Genomic DNA, 15,233 nt, shown 5'->3' with positions numbered 1-15,233 from the left:
GTGGGGGTCCCCGGGCTCAGGTCTTTGAGAATTGGACTCCTGGGCCCCCCGCCCCTGCCCCTCCCCACGAGGGGGAGGAAAATCCTAATGGAGTCAATTGACCGCCCGGCGCTCTAGATCTTGATTTCCATGACCCAGCGGTCAACCAAACGGTGCATGAACATGCGGCCGTTGTGTCAAGCCGAGCAAGACTTAACCGAATCCGCCACCGCTCGAAAAACAAAATCAGTACACGACCGCGCAAGTTGAATCTGCAGAGAAACCACGGCCACCGCCCCGCTTTCCTGCGAAAGCGAAGACTTCAAACGACGCAATCAGAGCCTGAAATCAATGGCTGGAGAATTGTTCAGGGGGCGGATTCATACGTCGCCAGAAATGCCTCCACGCTCAGCACCCGCATGTCCTCCACCGCCTTCGCCAACCGCTCATGCTCCCAGTCCCACCAGGCGAGCCGCATGATGCGCTCCGCCACCTGTGGCGCAAACCGCCATTTGAGGAACCGCGCCGGCACGCCCGCCACGATGGCATAGGGGGCAACGTCCTTCGTCACCACCGCGCCCGCGGCAATCACCGCGCCGTGGCCGATGGCGACGCCCGGCAGGATGATGGCGCCATGGCCGATCCACACATCGTGCCCGATCGCCACCTTGCCGGCGATGCGCTGCCCGCGGAAACCCTTGTCGAGCTTCGCATGGGCGAAGAACTCGTTGGGCCGATAGGTGATCTTGTGCTGGCTGATGCGCTCCATGGGGTGGTTCAGCGCATTGATCCGCACCTGTGCGGCGATGGAGCAGAACTTGCCGACCTCCGCGTAAGTCGCTTCGGAATCCCGCTCGATATAGGAATAATCACCAAGCGCGGAGTCGAGGAACTGCACCCGCTCCTTCAGTTCCGTGAAACGGCCCAGCGCGGCGTTGCGCGTGACGGCCGAGGCGTGGACCTTCGGCGTGCCGTCCCGCGGCGCCTGCCCGCTTTTCTTTTCAGTCCCGCTCATGGCATGACCCATAAAGCAAAAGCCGCCCCGGTTGGAGCGGCTTTCAATTTCGGTCCCAACGGTAAGATCAGGCGGCCTTGACGGCTTCCAGCTTCCTGGCGATCGAACGCTTGAGGCGCGCGGCCTTGTCCGAAAGATTGGCGGTGTCGGCCTTCATCAGGAAGGCATCGAGGCCGCCCACATGCTCCACCGACTTCAGCGCGATGGCCGAAATGCGCAGACGGTAGGTGAGGCCCATCGCATCGCTCATGAGGCTCACGTCGCACAGATTCGGCATGAAGCGGGTCTTGGTCTTGTTGTTGGCATGGCTGACCTTGTTGCCAACCAGCGCGTTCTTTCCCGTCAACTCACAACGGCGGGCCATGGGCTTAACTCCAAAATGAAATCGAGGCCGGGCGGCAGGACGCCCCCGGTTCGGATGGCAGGTCTATAGTGGGCGCAGCGCGCGGGGTCAAGCCGGAAGGGAAGATTCTCAACGCGCGCCCCCGTTGCGCCCTTGCAGGTCTCAACAAACGCGATGTCCCAATCTGGCACAGCAGGGTTAACGCCGCCACTGCCCGACCATCCGCAGCGTGCAGTGTTCTCCCGGGCACTTGTGGGCTTAAGCCACACCGGCCACAACATATGGGGAGAACAAACGGCGAAAATCCGTCCTTGAGCGATTCGGGCGCGATCCGTTCCGGGGATGATCCAACCCGTTAAGAACGGCCCAATCCCGCCCCGTTCGCGCGGCGCAATTCGTCAACCACGCGCGGCTGCCCGTTAACGCTTTAAGCCCCGTTCCCGCCGCCGATTGGCGGCTGTGTCACGTCCTGCCCGGAACGTGGCCACTCCAAACCCCCCGAAAATGCTGCACCGGCGCCAGCGCAGGTTCTTATCGCAAAAGCGGGTCCACTTTTGCAGATCATGCTCTTGGGAACAAACCCGGAAAAGCCTGCCTGCAGCGATTCGGGCCATGTTCGTTCCGCTTTGACTCCAAAGCTTAATGAGGCGGTTCAGAACGGGGCGATAATTCTTGACCTCTCGTGGCCTCCGCCCCAAGTCTGTGCCCCAAGGATTTACCGAAGCCGCCACTTAATGCCCTCCCCCAAGACCGTCACTGCCGTGCTTGGCCCCACCAACACCGGCAAGACCCACCTCGCGGTGGAGCGCATGCTGGGGCACGGCGGCGGCATGATCGGGCTTCCGCTCCGCCTCCTCGCGCGCGAGGTCTTTGACAAGCTGCGGGCGCGCACCGGCGATGCCGCCGTGGCGCTCGTCACCGGCGAGGAGAAGATCGTCCCCGCCGCCGCGCGCTACTGGGTGTGCACCGTGGAGGCCATGCCGGGCGATGTGGATGTGCCCTTCCTGGCCATCGACGAGGTGCAGCTCTGCGCCGACTTCGAGCGCGGCCACATCTTCACCGATCGCGTGCTCAACCGGCGCGGCCGCGACGAGACCATGCTGCTGGGGGCCGCCACCATGCGCCCCCTGCTGGAGCGGCTGTTGCCGGGTGCCACATTCGTCGCCCGCCCGCGCTTCTCGCAGCTTCTTTATGCGGGCCAGAAAAAGATCACCCGACTGCCGCGCCGCTCCGCCATTGTCGCCTTCTCCGCCGACATGGTCTATGCGACGGCCGAGTTGATCCGCCGCCAGCGCGGCGGTGCTGCCGTCGTCCTCGGCGCGCTCAGCCCGCGCACGCGCAATGCGCAGGTGGCGCTCTATCAGTCGGGCGATGTCGACTACATCGTGGCGACGGATGCCATCGGCATGGGCCTCAACATGGATGTCGATCATGTGGCCTTCGCCTCGACGCGCAAGTTCGACGGCTTCCAGTACCGCCATCTCAATCCGTCCGAACTGGGCCAGGTGGCGGGCCGTGCGGGCCGCTACATGAATGACGGCACCTTCGGCGTCACCGGCGAGGCGGACCCGTTCGAGCAGGAGGTGGTGGAACGCCTCGAGTCGCATAACTTCGATGCCGTGCGCATGCTGCAGTGGCGCAACCGCGATCTCGACTTCGGCTCGCTCGAACGTCTCAGGCAGTCGCTGAACCTGCTGCCCCGGCAACAGGGCCTCACCCGCGCCCAGCCCAATGCCGACGTGCTGGCGTTCGAAGCACTGGCCCGTGACCCCGCCACGCGCGACCTGGCCGGTTCAGGCAAGGACGTGGAGCGGCTGTGGGAGGTCTGCCAGATCCCTGACTACCGCAACATCTCGAACTCCGAGCACGCCGCGATCGTTGCGAAAATCTATCACTATCTCCAGACGGGCGATGGTTTCATCGACGAGGAGTGGTTCCTGCGCCAGCTGAAGTTCTGCGAGAACACGGCTGGCGACCTCGACACGCTGTCGAACCGCATCAGCCACATCCGCACCTGGACATTCGTTGCCAACCGGCCCGACTGGCTCAAGGCGCCTCTCTATTGGCAATCCCACGCGAGAGAGATAGAGGACAAGCTGTCGGATGCCTTGCATGAGCGGCTGACACAGCGTTTTATCGACCGCCGCACCAGCGTGCTGATGAAGCGCCTGGCCCAGAAGGAAGAATTGATGTCGACTGTTGATGAAGATGGCGCCATCCACGTCGAGGGCGAGTATATTGGCCGGATCAGGGGCTTCCTATTCGTGCCGGACGGCGCCGCCGAGGGTGCGGAGGCCCGGGCGCTGAAGGCCGCCGCCATGTCGGCGGTGGCCGCCGAAATCACCGCCCGCGCCAGGGCGGTCGCCGCCTCCGCCGACACCGACCTGAAACTCACCCGGGATGGCCAGATCATCTGGAACCACGCGCCCGTCGGAAAGCTCGAGCCGGGCGCCACGCTGCTCAGTCCGCGCGCCGCCGTCATCGCCGGCGACCAGTTGTCGGGCTCCGGGCGCGAGGACGTGCAGGCCCGCCTCCAGAAATTCATCGGCCGCCACATCGCCGCCCTGCTCGAACCGCTCGTGAAGCTCGAGGAGGGCGAAGGCCTCGAAGGCATTTCCCGCGGCATCGCCTATCGCCTGGTGGAAACGCTGGGCGTTCTCCCGCGTGACACCGTGGCCGGGGAAGTGAAGGGCCTGAGCCAGGACGACCGCGCCAAGCTGCGCGCCTTCGGCGCGCGCTTCGGCGCCTTCAACGTCTATGTGCCGGCCCTGTTGAAGCCTGCCGCCACCGAGCTCCGCCTGCTGCTCTGGGCGCTCGGCCTGCAAAAGGACGGCAAGCTCGAGCCTGCGGCCCTTCCCCAGCCTCCGGGCCAGGGCCTCACCTCCGCCAGCTTCGACCGCTCGACGCCCAGGGGCTTCTATGGCGTGTGCGGCTATCGCATCTGCGGCTCGCGCGTGGTCCGCATCGACATGCTGGAGCGCCTGGCGGACGTGATCCGCGAACGCGTGTTCTGGCGTCCGCGCTTTCCCGAAGAGGCGCGCCCCTCGGGCTCCGTGGAGGGCGGCGGCTTCACCGTGGTGCCCGACATGATGTCGCTCGTCGGCTGCTCGGGCGAGGATTTCCTCGGCATCCTGAGGAGCCTCGACTACCGCATGCAGAAGAAGACGGTGAAGCGCCCGGCTTCTGCCGCTGCCGCCGAGGTTGCCCCCGGCACGCCGCAGGAGCTGCCGGGCAATGCGCCCGGCGAGGCCCCTGCCCCCACGCCGCCGGAAGCCCCGATTCCTGCCGAAGCGGCGGCGCCGCAGCCTGAAGAGGCGGCGGCCGGGCCTGCATTGCCCATGGAAGCGCCGGACATGCCCGTCGAGGCCCCCTCCATCCCCGCCATCTCTGCGGCGGAGGGCGGGACTGAAGCCCCGGCCGATGCTGTGGCCGCCCCCGGGATCGCCATGGAAGAGGTGGAAATCGACATATGGTGGCCACGGGACACCGGCCCCTTCCGCCACCGGCCGGAGCGCCAGCAGCAAAACCGCCGCCCGCAGCGCGCACCGGCCAAGCCCCCCGGGGATGGGGAGAAGACGGAGGGCGAACCGCTCCGCCGCGAGGGTGGCCGACCGCACCGCCACCCCGGCAGGGGCGGCAAGCCGCGCGAGGACCGGGCGGAAGGCCAGGAGGCGCGCCAGGAAAGCCGCCAGGACCGCAAGCCCCGCCGGGAGGACCGCAAGCCCGAGTTCCAGGAGCGCAAGCCCCGCGCGGAGAAGCCGATCGACCCCGATTCCCCCTTCGCCGTGCTGGGGGCGCTGAAGGCGAAGCTTGGCGGCAAGTGACGAGCAGCAGGCGCGCCAGCGCCTCGACAAGTGGCTGTGGTTCACCCGCGTGGTGAAGACCAGGGAGGCCGCCGCCAGCCTCGTGGAGTCCGGCCGCGTCCGCCTCAACGGCCAGAAGACGCTGAAGCCCGCCCATGGGGTGAGGCCCGGCGACGTTCTGACCATCGTGCTCAATTCCAGGGTGCGCGTTCTGCGCGTCGCGGGGCTGGCCGGGCGGCGCGGGTCCGCCGCGGCGGCCCGTCTGCTCTACCGCGAGCCGGGCCAACCATCAGACATGTCCGCTCCGGATGAGGAAGCGCCGCAAAAGATGGTGCAAGCCCGACTAGAACTTGCTAGGAAACGTTCGGAATAAAGAACGGTTGAGCCTATGACCTATATCGTCACCGACAATTGCATCAAATGCAAATATATGGATTGCGTGGAAGTGTGCCCCGTGGACTGCTTCTACGAGGGCGAGAACATGCTGGTCATCCACCCGGATGAATGCATCGACTGCGGCGTCTGCGAGCCCGAATGCCCGGCCGAGGCGATCAAGCCCGATACCGAGCCCGGCCTTGAATCCTGGCTGAAGCTCAATACCGAATATGCCTCCCAGTGGCCCAACATCACCACGAAGCGGGAGGCTCCGGCGGACGCCAAGGAGTTTGACGGGGTGGAGGGGAAGCTTGAGAAATATTTCTCGCCCAATCCCGGCGAGGGCGGCTGAGCCCTTCCCGCATGGCCCTTTCCGTGCCCTGTCGCATGTTCCGTTCAGGCGGACCCGCCTCAGCGGAACATGCGCCAGATCAAAAGCCTGAGCATGATCTTATCGCAAAAGCGGTTCCACTTTTGCGGATCATGCTCCAGGCGCAAGCCCGGCATGCGCCACGCCGCGCCGTTAACCGTTTTCCGCAAGATTCGTCCGTGTGCCGCGCAAGATTCCGCCGTACACGGACGTCTACCCCTTTAAAAATGCTTAAACTTGTGATATTTAGTCAGTCATGAGTATGTAATTCGCATTGGGTGAAGGAAAACGGGCCAAGAGCCCGGATTTTGGTGCGCGTGCCGGCAAGCCACGGACGGCGACAGGGGCCACAGGGCGCCCTTCGGACGGGAGGGCATGGAAGCACCGGTTACGGGAACTGGACGAGAAGGCAAGTTGCGCGATCCGCAAGGGCCGCGCCGCTCGTCCCACCGTTCTCCGCCAACGGACCGCATATTCAATAACAAGATTGGGCAAAGGGCGAAGGACGAGACATGACGAAGAGCAAGACGAAAGCAGCAGCCCCTAAGAAGCCTGCCGCCAGAGCCAAGACCACGCCGACCCCGAAGAAGACCGCAAAGCAGGTCGCAGCCGCCAGGAAGCCCGCCGCCCCTGCCAAGGCTGTGAAGCCCGTCGGCAAGCCCGCGGTCAAGGCTGCTGCCGTGAAACCTGCTGCCAAGGCATCGGCCAAGCCCGCCGCTGCCGCGGAGCCTGCTGCTGCTGCCGTAAAGCCCGCCGCCAAGGCGGCTGCCGCGGCCAAGCCCGCGCCGGAGGCCAGGAAGGCGGCCAAGCCTGCTGCCCCCGTTGCGGCAACAAAGTCCGCAGCGCCCCGGCCTGCGCCGGCCCAGAAGCCGGTCGCTGCCGCGGCTCCTGCGGCGGCCGCCCCGGTTGTCCGCAAGCTGGTGTTCAAGGTCAATGAACTGGTGGTCTATCCCGCCCATGGCGTGGGCAAGGTCTCGATGATCGAGGAGCAGGAAATCGCCGGCGTGAAGCTTGAGCTCTATATCGTCGAGTTCGAGAAGGAGAAGCTCCGCCTCAAGGTGCCGACCAGCCGTGCCGAACAGAAGGGCATGCGCCGCCTGTCCGACAAGCCGCAGATCGAGGCGGCGCTTAAGGTGCTGAGGGGCCGCGCCCGCATCAAGCGCACCATGTGGTCGCGCCGCGCCCAGGAATATGACGCGAAGATCAACTCGGGCGACATCATGGCCGTCGCCGAGGTGGTGCGCGACCTCTACCGCTCCGAGCGCCAGCCCGAGCAGTCCTACTCCGAACGCCAGCTCTTCGAGCAGGCGCTGGACCGCATGGCCCGCGAAATCGCCGCCGTGAAGAAGATCGATGACGATCAGGCGGTGAAGGAGCTTGAGGACTTCCTCTCGCGGAATGCCAAGCGCCCCGCCGGCGAAAAATCCGAGGATGAGGTGGCCGCCAACGAAGCCGCCTGACCGGCTCTCCCCCATCCGCGAAAGGCCCGGCCCCGCGCCGGGCCTTTTCATTCCATGATGGCTTCCCAAATCCGGCGCAAGGCGTTAGAAAGACGGACGGTCTGGTCCCGTAGCTCAGCTGGATAGAGCATCAGTTTCCTAAACTGAGGGTCACAGGTTCGAATCCTGTCGGGGCCGCCATTTGATCTGAGATCCTATCTGAGATGGCAGTCTTCTGACGGTCAGGCCCGCCGGTCGCGCGCAGCATGCCGGGCCACGCCAAACGCGTGAGGATCGAGAAGGAGAACGCCATGATCGTCAACGGTGCGGGCAAGACAGTCGGCATCCACGGCCATTGCGTGCAGATCAAGGCGCAGATCGAAGCAACCAGCTCGGACTTGCATTCGCCGCAGTTACCGATTAGAGACACCCAAGTCAGCGCCCGTAGCTCAGCTGGATAGAGCACCAGACTACGAATCTGGGGGTCATGGGTTCGAATCCTGTCGGGCGCGCCAATAACTTCACGACATTGCATTGGTTTTTCAGTTCGCTCCCGATGGGCGCCGCGGCCCTGCCCTGCGCCTCTGGCCGAGGCTCGCTCCACTCCGAAGGACCGGCAAGGAGAAGGGTCGAAGGCTTCCCAAAACGTGTACCCTGTGAGAACCGATAAAGCATTTTCAGGTCAGGTGGACACCGGCTGACCGTCGAAAATGCGACCGAACAAAGAGAGAGCATGTTCCGATTCCACTGAACCGAATCCTGCTCTATCCTCCGCCGCCACAGCGAGGAGAATTACATGCAGCCCAAAGTCATCATCACCTGCGCGGTCACCGGAGCGGGCGACACCGTCGGCAAGCACCCGGCCATTCCGGTCACCCCGGAGCAGATCGCCAATTCGGCCCTCGAGGCCGCGCGTGCCGGCGCCACGGTGGTCCACTGCCATGTGCGTGAGCCGTCCACCGGCAAGGGCTCGCGCAAGGTCGCGTATTACGCCGAGGTGATGGAGCGCATCCGGGCGCAGAACAGGGACGTCATCATCAACCTCACCGCCGGCATGGGCGGCGACGTGGAGGTGGGCTCAGGCGAGAAGCCGCTGGACTTCGGCCCCGGCACGGATTGCGTGGGCCCGGAGGAGCGCCTGGTCCATGTGAAGGAGCTCCGCCCCGAAATCTGCACGCTGGACTGCGGCACGCTGAACTTCGGCGATGGCAACTCGATCGTGGTGCAGACCCCCGCCCAGCTGCGCGAGCAGGCCCGCCTCATCAAATCCTATGGCGTGAAGCCCGAGATGGAGATCTTCGACAGCGGAAACCTCTGGTTCGGCAAGCAGCTTGTGGCCGAGGGCCTGATTGAGGGTCCGCCATTGTTCCAGCTCTGCCTCGGCATCCCGTGGGGCGCGCCCTATGACACCGAGACCATGGCCTACCAGAAGGGCCAGCTTCCGCCGGATGCCATCTGGGCCGCCTTCGGCATCGGCCGCAACGAGTTCCCCGCCGTGGCCCAGGCCGTGCTGCTGGGCGGCCACGTGCGCGTCGGCCTTGAGGACAATCTGTGGCTCGAGCGCGGTGTCCACGCCTCCAACGGCACGCTGGTCGAGAAGGCGGTGAAGATCATCGAGCTCCTCGGCGCCCGGGCCGCCTCGCCCGACGAGGGCCGCGAGATCCTCCAGCTGAAGCCCAGGACGTAAGTTATATCAGGCCGCCCTCACCTTTGGGGCGGGAAAGCAAACCGACAGGAAGGCGCTCCATGGCCAAAGCCGCTGCGAAAAAGAAGTCCGGGACATCCAAAACCCCGAAGATCAGGACCGTCGGCATCGCCGGCACAGGACTCATCGGCGCGGGCTGGGCGGCGCGGCTGCTGTTCCGCGGCTATGATGTTGTCGCCTATGACGTCTCGCCCGCCGCGGAGGAAAAGCTCAAGGCCCAGATCAAGACGGCCTGGCCCTCGCTCGAGGCCCTCCTCGGCAAGCCCCGGAAGAAGGGCAAGCTCACCTTCACCACCGACCTGAAGGTGATGGCCTCCAGGGCCCAATTCATCCATGAGGCAGCGCCGGAGCGCGAGGAACTGAAGATCACGCTGTTCCGCGACATAGACGCGGTGGCAGCACCGCACGTCATCATCGCGTCGTCCTCCTCGGGCTTCCTGCCCAGCAATCTCCAGAGCCAGTGCCGGCATCCCGGCCGCGTGGTGATCGGCCACCCCTTCAATCCGGTCTATCTCCTGCCGCTGGTCGAACTCGTGCCTGGCGGGAAGACCTCCACCGAGGCGATGGACCGCGCGGCGGAGTATTTCGAAGCCATCGGCATGCATGTGCTGCGGCTCAAGAGGGAGATCATGGGCTATATCTGCGACCGCCTGCAGGAAGCGCTGTGGCGCGAGGCGCTGCACATCCTCAACAAGGACATCGGCACGACGGGCGACATCGACGATTCGATCGTCTATTCCGCCGGCATGCGCTGGGCCTTCATGGGCTCCTTCATGACCTACCATCTGGCCGGCGGCCCCGGCGGCATGCGCGACTTCATCAAGCAGTTCGACCCGGCGCTGGAACTTGACTGGACCGACCTCAAATTCCCGAAGTGGAACGACGCGCTGGAAAAGCGCCTCGTCGAGGGTTGCGAAGCCCAGGCCGCCGGGCGCAAGGTTTCGGAAATCGAGGCCAAACGCAACGCCGTGCTGGTGGACATGATGAAACTGTTCAAGAAGCACAGGATCGGCTCGGGCCTGGTGCTCGAACGTGAGACGAAGGCCCGCAGGAAGGCCAGGACCTGAGGAGGAACGGCATGTCCCAGCAACGCGTGATGATCACCGCCGCGGCGGACGGGATCGGCAAGTCGATTGCCCGCGCCTTCGCGGCGGAAGGGGCGAAGGTTCACATCTGCGATGTGAACGAGGCTGCGCTCGCTGAGTTCCGGCGCGAGTTCCCGGACATCGCGGCAAGCAGGGTGAATGTGCGGAGCGAGGGCGAGATCGACGCCTGGTTCGATGACGCGCTCGATGACCTGGGCGGTCTCGACGTCATGGTCAACAATGCCGGCATCAAGGGTCCCACCGCCCCCGTCGAGGACATCGAGCTCGAAAGCTGGCGCGAGTGCCTGGACATCTGCCTCGACAGCTACTTCCTCTGCGCGCGCCGGGCCGCCCCGGTGATGAAGGCGCAAAAGTCCGGCCTCATCCTCAACATCTCGTCCAATGCCGGCCAGCACGGCTTCGGCAACCGCACGCCCTATGCGGCGGCGAAGTGGGGCGTCATCGGCCTCACCAAATCGCTGGCGATCGAGCTCGGCCCCCATGGCTGCCGCTCCAATGCGATCTGCCCCGGCTCGGTGAAGGGCGACCGCATCAACCGGGTGATCCAGGGCGAGGCCAGTGTGCGCGGCGTGCCCTTCGAGGTGGTGGCGAAGGAGATCGTCGGCAACCAGTCGCTCGAACGCCTGACCGAGGCGCATGAGGTGGCGGCGCTCGCCGTCTACCTCGCCTCGCCCGCCGCCTTCATGATCAACGGTCAGGACATTGCCATCGACGGCCATGTCGAAACCTTCCACATCAAGTGAGCGGAACCTGATGGATTTCAATCTCACCGGCGAACAGCAGATGATCGTCAAGACGGCGCGCGACTTCGTCGAGAACGAGCTTTACCCGCACGAGGCCGAAATCGAGGAGACGGGCGTTCTGCGCCATGATCTCCGCGACAAGATCAAGGCCAAGGCCATCGAGGCCGGGCTCTATGCCGCCAACATGCCCGCCGAAGTGGGCGGCGCTGGATTGGATACGCTCACCTGGGTGCTCTACGAGAAGGAACTGGGCCGCGCCAATTATGCGCTGCACTGGACCTGCGTGGCGCGTCCCTCCAACATCCTCATGGCCTGCGAGGGCGACCAGCGCGAGACATACCTCTTGCCCGCGGTGCGCGGCGAGAAACCGGACTGCCTCGCCATGACGGAGCCCGGCGTGGGCTCCGACATGCGCGGCATGAAAACCTTCGCCAGGCGGGATGGCGATGATTTCGTCATCAACGGCACGAAGCACTTCATCAGCCATGCCGACGAGGCGGGCTTCGTCATCCTCTTCGCCGCGACGGGCGAGGAGGAAACCCCGCGCGGCAGGAAGAAGCTGATCACCGCCTTCCTCATTGACATGGGCACGCCCGGCTTCACCGTGCGCCCCGGCTACAGGAACGTCTCGCACCGCGGCTACAACAACTGCATCCTCGAGTTCAGCGATTGCCGGGTGCACAAATCGCAAGTGCTGGGCGAAATCCACAAGGGCTTCGAGGTGGCGAACGACTGGCTGGGCGCCACGCGCCTGCAGGTCGCGGCCACCTGCATCGGGAGGGCCGAGCGCGCGCTCGGCCACGCGAAACAATATGCAGTCGACCGTCAGCAGTTCGGCCAGCAGATCGGCAAGTTTCAGGGCGTGTCCTTCAAGCTCGCCGACATGGCGCTGGAGCTGAAGGCGGCGGAACTCCTGACGCTGGAAGCCGCCTGGAAGTTCGACCAGAAAACCGCAACCGACATGGACATGGCCATGGCGAAGCTGAAGGCCACCGAGATGCTGGCCTTCGTGGCCGATGAGGCGATCCAGATCCATGGCGGCATGGGGCTGATGTCGGACCTGCCCCTGGAGCGCATCTGGCGCGACGCGCGGGTGGAGCGCATCTGGGAGGGCACGAGCGAAATCCAGCGCCACATCATCTCCCGCGCGCTGCTGCGGCCGCTGGGCGGTTGACATGAGGTGGCGCGCAAAACGTCCTCTCCCGCGCGCGGGAGAGGAAGGGACCCGCCGCTTGCGGCGCGGAGGTGAGGGGCCGCAGGCTCCTTCCTCTCCCGCGCGCGGGAGGCGACGATGAAGAGCCTCGCCCGCCTCCTCAACCCCGGGTCCATCGCCTTCGTCGGCGGCAATGAATGCGCCATCGCCATTCGCCGCACGCGCGAACTGGGCTTCACCGGCGCGATCCATGCCGTGCACCCCAGGCGCGAAGAGCTTTCGGGCGTGCCCACGCTGAAATCAGCCGGGGACATTCCGGAAGCCGTCGATGCCGCCTTCATCGCGGTGAAGAACGAGCCCACCATCGAGGTCGTCCGTGCCCTGAGCAAGAAGGGCTGCGGCGGCGCGGTGATCTATGCCGCGGGCTTCGCCGAGACGGGCAACGCCGAACTCCAGCGCAAGCTGCTGGCGGCCGCCAACGGCATGCCGCTGATGGGCCCCAATTGCTATGGCTTCGTCAACACCCTCTCGCGCGCCGCCCTGTGGCCGGACGAGACGGGGCTCGAACCGGTGGAGCGCGGCGTGGCGCTCATCACCCAGTCCGGCAACATCGCCTGCAACTTCACCATGATGAGGCGGGGCCTGCCCGTGGCCGCCGTGTTCTCCATCGGCAACCAGGTCGATGTCGGCATGCATGACATGGTGGAGACACTCTCCGCCGACCCGCGCATCTCGGCCATTGGCCTCCACGTCGAGGGCCTGCCGGATGTCGCCGCCTTCGCCAGGGCCGCGGGCGCCGCGCGCCGCCGCATGAAACCCATCGTGGTGCTGAAGACCGGGCGCTCCGAACAGGGCGCCAGGGTGGCGATGAGCCACACCTCCTCGCTGGCCGGCGCCGACACGCTTTATGACGCGCTGTTCGAGCGCTATGGCATCGCGCGCATGAAATCCGTCTCCGCCTTCGCCGAGACGCTGAAGTTCCTGCACAATGGCGGGCCCATCGCGGACTCGCGGCTGGTGTCGCTGTCCTGTTCCGGGGGTGAAGCGGCCCTCGTCGCGGACATGGCGCTCGAACGGAAGGTGAGCTTCCCGCCCTTCAACGCGGCCACCAGGCCGCGCGTGGCGGCGACTCTCAACGAGTACGTGGCGATTGAAAACCCGCTGGACTACCACACCTTCATCTGGGGCCAGCCGGAGAAGCTGACCGCCACCTTCACGCAGGTGCTGAAGGGCGGTTTTGATGTCTCCATGGTGATCCTCGACACGCCGACCCATCCCAGGATGAAGCCGGACAGCTGGGCCACCACGGCGCGCGCGATGGCGGGAGCGGCGAAAGCCACGGGAGCCCGCGCCGCGGTCGTCGCCTCGCTTTCCGAGGGCATGCCGCTGTGGCTGGCGGATGAACTCTCAGCGGCGGGCGTTGCACCCATGATGGGCCTCGATGACGCGCTGACTGCCTTCGAGGCAGCCGCCCTCATCGGCCGCAACTGGGCGCGCGGCGAAGCGCCGCCGGAGATGCTGGCGCCCGTGCGCAGGGGCCGCGAGGAACACATCTTCAGCGAGTCCGCCGCCAAGGAACTCTTGAGGAAGCATGGCCTCGCCGTCCCCGAGGGCATCGTCTGCGCGGCGGAGGAAGCCGTGGCCGCGGCGGAGAAGCTCGGCTATCCGGTCACCCTCAAAGTGTCCTCCGCCGCCATCGCCCACAAGACGGAAGCGGGCGGCGTGGCGCTGAACCTGCGCTCCGCCGCCGAGGTGGAGGAGGCCGCGATGCGCATGGCGAAGCTCGCGCCCGACGTGCTGGTGGAGCGCATGGTGACGGAGGCGGTCGCCGAGCTCATCGTCGGCCTCACCTCGGACCCGCAATTCGGCACGGCACTCGTGGTCGGCGCGGGCGGCATCCTCACCGAGCTCCTCAAGGACACGGTGACGCTGATCCTGCCCACCACACGCAGCGAAATCGAGCGCGCGCTGAAGACGCTGCGGGTATGGACCCTCGTTGAGGGTTTCCGCGGCAGGTCGGGTGACGCCGGGGCGGTGTTCCGCGCGGTGGAGGCCGTGGCCGATTTCGCCAACGCCAATCGCGGGCTGGTGGAGGAAGTCGACGTCAACCCCCTGCTCGTTCTCAAGGACGGCGCCGTCGCCGTCGATGCTTTGATCAAGATGAGGATGCCATGACCGTCAGCGAAACCGCCGCCGGACCGATCCATGTTTCGAGGCGCGGCCGCGTGCTCGAGGTCCGGATCGGGCGCGGCAAGGCCAATGCCATCGACGCCGCGACCAGCCGCATCATGGGCGACATCTTTGCGGGCTTCCGCGATGACCCGGAGCTGCGCGTGGCCATTCTCACCGGCACAGGCGAAAAATTCTTCTGCCCCGGCTGGGATCTCAAGGCGGCAGCGGAAGGCGAGGCGCCGGACTCGGATTATGGCGTGGGCGGTTTCGGCGGGTTGCAGGAGCTTCCCGGCCTCAACAAGCCCGTCATCTGCGCGGTGAATGGGCTGGCCTTCGGCGGCGGCTTCGAGATCATGATCTCGTGTGACATCGTCATCGCCGCCGAGCACGCAACCTTCGCGCTGCCGGAAATCAACTCCGGCACGGTGGCGGACGCCGCCTCGATCAAACTGCCACGCCGCATTCCCCATGCAGTCGCCATGGAAATGCTGTTCACCGGCCGCCGCATCGACGCCGAGGAAGCCAGGCACTGGGGCCTGATCAACGAGATCGTTCCGGCCGGCCAGCTGATGGCGCGCGCCCATGAAGTGGCCGGTCAGCTGGCCGATGGCCCGCCGCTGGTCTTCGCCGCAATCAAGGAGATTACCCGCGAGACGGCGCATCTTCCCGTGCAGCAGGCCTTCGACATGGTGACCAGGCGCAAGCTCAAGACCGTGGACGCGCTCTATTCCAGCGAGGACCAGCTCGAGGGCGCCCGCGCCTTCGCCGAGAAGCGCAAGCCGCAATGGAAGGGAAAGTGACACGTCTTCTCCCGCTCCTTCAGCGGGAGAAGAAGGGACCCGTTGCGCCAGCAACGGGGAGATGAGGGAAGCCCGGGACTGATGCACCGCGGTATGAACCTGCTACATCCCTGACAGAATAGACCGGCGACATTCCTGACAGTTTAGTTTGAGCCTTCATATGGAGGCTTGATCGATGCCATTCAGGGAGACGTCTCGATTGGAAGAGCGCATTGCGATGGTTGGGCTGC

12 protein-coding genes, 2 tRNA genes and 1 pseudogene are annotated in these 15,233 nt (G+C 65.6%); 13 read left to right on the top strand and 2 right to left on the bottom strand.

Annotation, left to right across the window (positions count from 1 at the left end; all coding sequences use genetic code 11):
• Window positions 1-346: 346 nt before the first annotated feature.
• Both IOC69_RS08450 and rpmB read right to left on the bottom strand, forming a co-directional pair.
• A complete protein-coding gene (locus IOC69_RS08450; RefSeq protein WP_290543105.1) occupies window positions 347-994 on the bottom strand; it encodes a DapH/DapD/GlmU-related protein in 648 nt (215 codons plus the stop codon).
• A 67-nt stretch (window positions 995-1,061) separates the two neighbouring features.
• Window positions 1,062-1,358: a 50S ribosomal protein L28 gene (gene rpmB / locus IOC69_RS08445; protein ID WP_290543104.1), complete on the bottom strand. Its 297-nt coding sequence runs from the start codon at window positions 1,356-1,358 to the stop codon at window positions 1,062-1,064.
• 713 nt (window positions 1,359-2,071) lie between these two features.
• Between rpmB and IOC69_RS08440 the strand changes: the two genes are divergently transcribed.
• The 13 genes and pseudogenes from IOC69_RS08440 (at window position 2,072) to IOC69_RS08380 (ending at window position 15,003) form a co-directional block, all read left to right on the top strand.
• Window positions 2,072-5,161 (top strand): helicase-related protein, encoded by a 3,090-nt coding sequence (locus tag IOC69_RS08440; protein WP_290543103.1) that lies wholly within the window; start codon window positions 2,072-2,074, stop codon window positions 5,159-5,161.
• Window positions 5,148-5,411, top strand: a pseudogene (locus IOC69_RS08435) (S4 domain-containing protein); the annotation flags it as partial. The gene IOC69_RS08440 and the pseudogene IOC69_RS08435, both read left to right, overlap by 14 nt.
• Window positions 5,412-5,528: 117 nt before the next feature.
• Window positions 5,529-5,867 carry a ferredoxin FdxA gene (gene fdxA / locus IOC69_RS08430; RefSeq protein ID WP_290543102.1) on the top strand — a complete coding sequence of 113 codons (339 nt, stop codon included), beginning with the start codon at window positions 5,529-5,531 and terminating at the stop codon, window positions 5,865-5,867.
• Window positions 5,868-6,397: 530 nt separating this feature from the next.
• Window positions 6,398-7,345, top strand: coding sequence for a CarD family transcriptional regulator (locus tag IOC69_RS08425; RefSeq protein WP_290543101.1), 948 nt, complete (start codon window positions 6,398-6,400; stop codon window positions 7,343-7,345).
• A gap of 103 nt (window positions 7,346-7,448) precedes the next feature.
• A tRNA-Arg gene (locus IOC69_RS08420) sits at window positions 7,449-7,525 on the top strand.
• Window positions 7,526-7,635: 110 nt separating this feature from the next.
• Complete coding sequence (locus IOC69_RS08415) at window positions 7,636-7,785, top strand: hypothetical protein (RefSeq protein WP_290543100.1); 150 nt, start codon at window positions 7,636-7,638, stop codon at window positions 7,783-7,785.
• Window positions 7,763-7,839: transfer RNA gene (locus IOC69_RS08410), tRNA-Arg, on the top strand. Before IOC69_RS08415 ends, IOC69_RS08410 begins: the two co-directional genes overlap by 23 nt.
• Before the next feature lie 281 nt (window positions 7,840-8,120).
• Window positions 8,121-9,011, top strand: coding sequence for a 3-keto-5-aminohexanoate cleavage protein (locus IOC69_RS08405; protein ID WP_290543099.1), 891 nt, complete (start codon window positions 8,121-8,123; stop codon window positions 9,009-9,011).
• 59 nt (window positions 9,012-9,070) lie between these two features.
• Window positions 9,071-10,096, top strand: coding sequence for a 3-hydroxyacyl-CoA dehydrogenase NAD-binding domain-containing protein (locus tag IOC69_RS08400; protein ID WP_290543098.1), 1,026 nt, complete (start codon window positions 9,071-9,073; stop codon window positions 10,094-10,096).
• An 11-nt stretch (window positions 10,097-10,107) separates the two neighbouring features.
• Window positions 10,108-10,878, top strand: a complete 771-nt coding sequence (locus IOC69_RS08395) for an SDR family oxidoreductase (RefSeq protein ID WP_290543097.1) — start codon at window positions 10,108-10,110, stop codon at window positions 10,876-10,878.
• Window positions 10,879-10,888: 10 nt separating this feature from the next.
• Entirely contained in the window at window positions 10,889-12,052 is a 1,164-nt protein-coding gene (locus IOC69_RS08390) for an acyl-CoA dehydrogenase family protein (protein ID WP_290543096.1), read from the top strand.
• A gap of 117 nt (window positions 12,053-12,169) precedes the next feature.
• Complete coding sequence (locus tag IOC69_RS08385; RefSeq protein ID WP_290543095.1) at window positions 12,170-14,206, top strand: acetate--CoA ligase family protein; 2,037 nt, start codon at window positions 12,170-12,172, stop codon at window positions 14,204-14,206.
• Complete coding sequence (locus IOC69_RS08380; RefSeq protein ID WP_290543094.1) at window positions 14,203-15,003, top strand: carnitinyl-CoA dehydratase; 801 nt, start codon at window positions 14,203-14,205, stop codon at window positions 15,001-15,003. The genes IOC69_RS08385 and IOC69_RS08380 overlap by 4 nt, the downstream gene beginning before the upstream one ends.
• Window positions 15,004-15,233: the final 230 nt, after the last annotated feature.

Source organism: Aestuariivirga sp. (genome assembly GCF_020252405.1).
Classification (GTDB): domain Bacteria; phylum Pseudomonadota; class Alphaproteobacteria; order Rhizobiales; family Aestuariivirgaceae; genus Aestuariivirga.
Note: the sequence above shows the minus strand (reverse complement) of the source record. Positions and strands in the feature narration are given on the sequence as shown.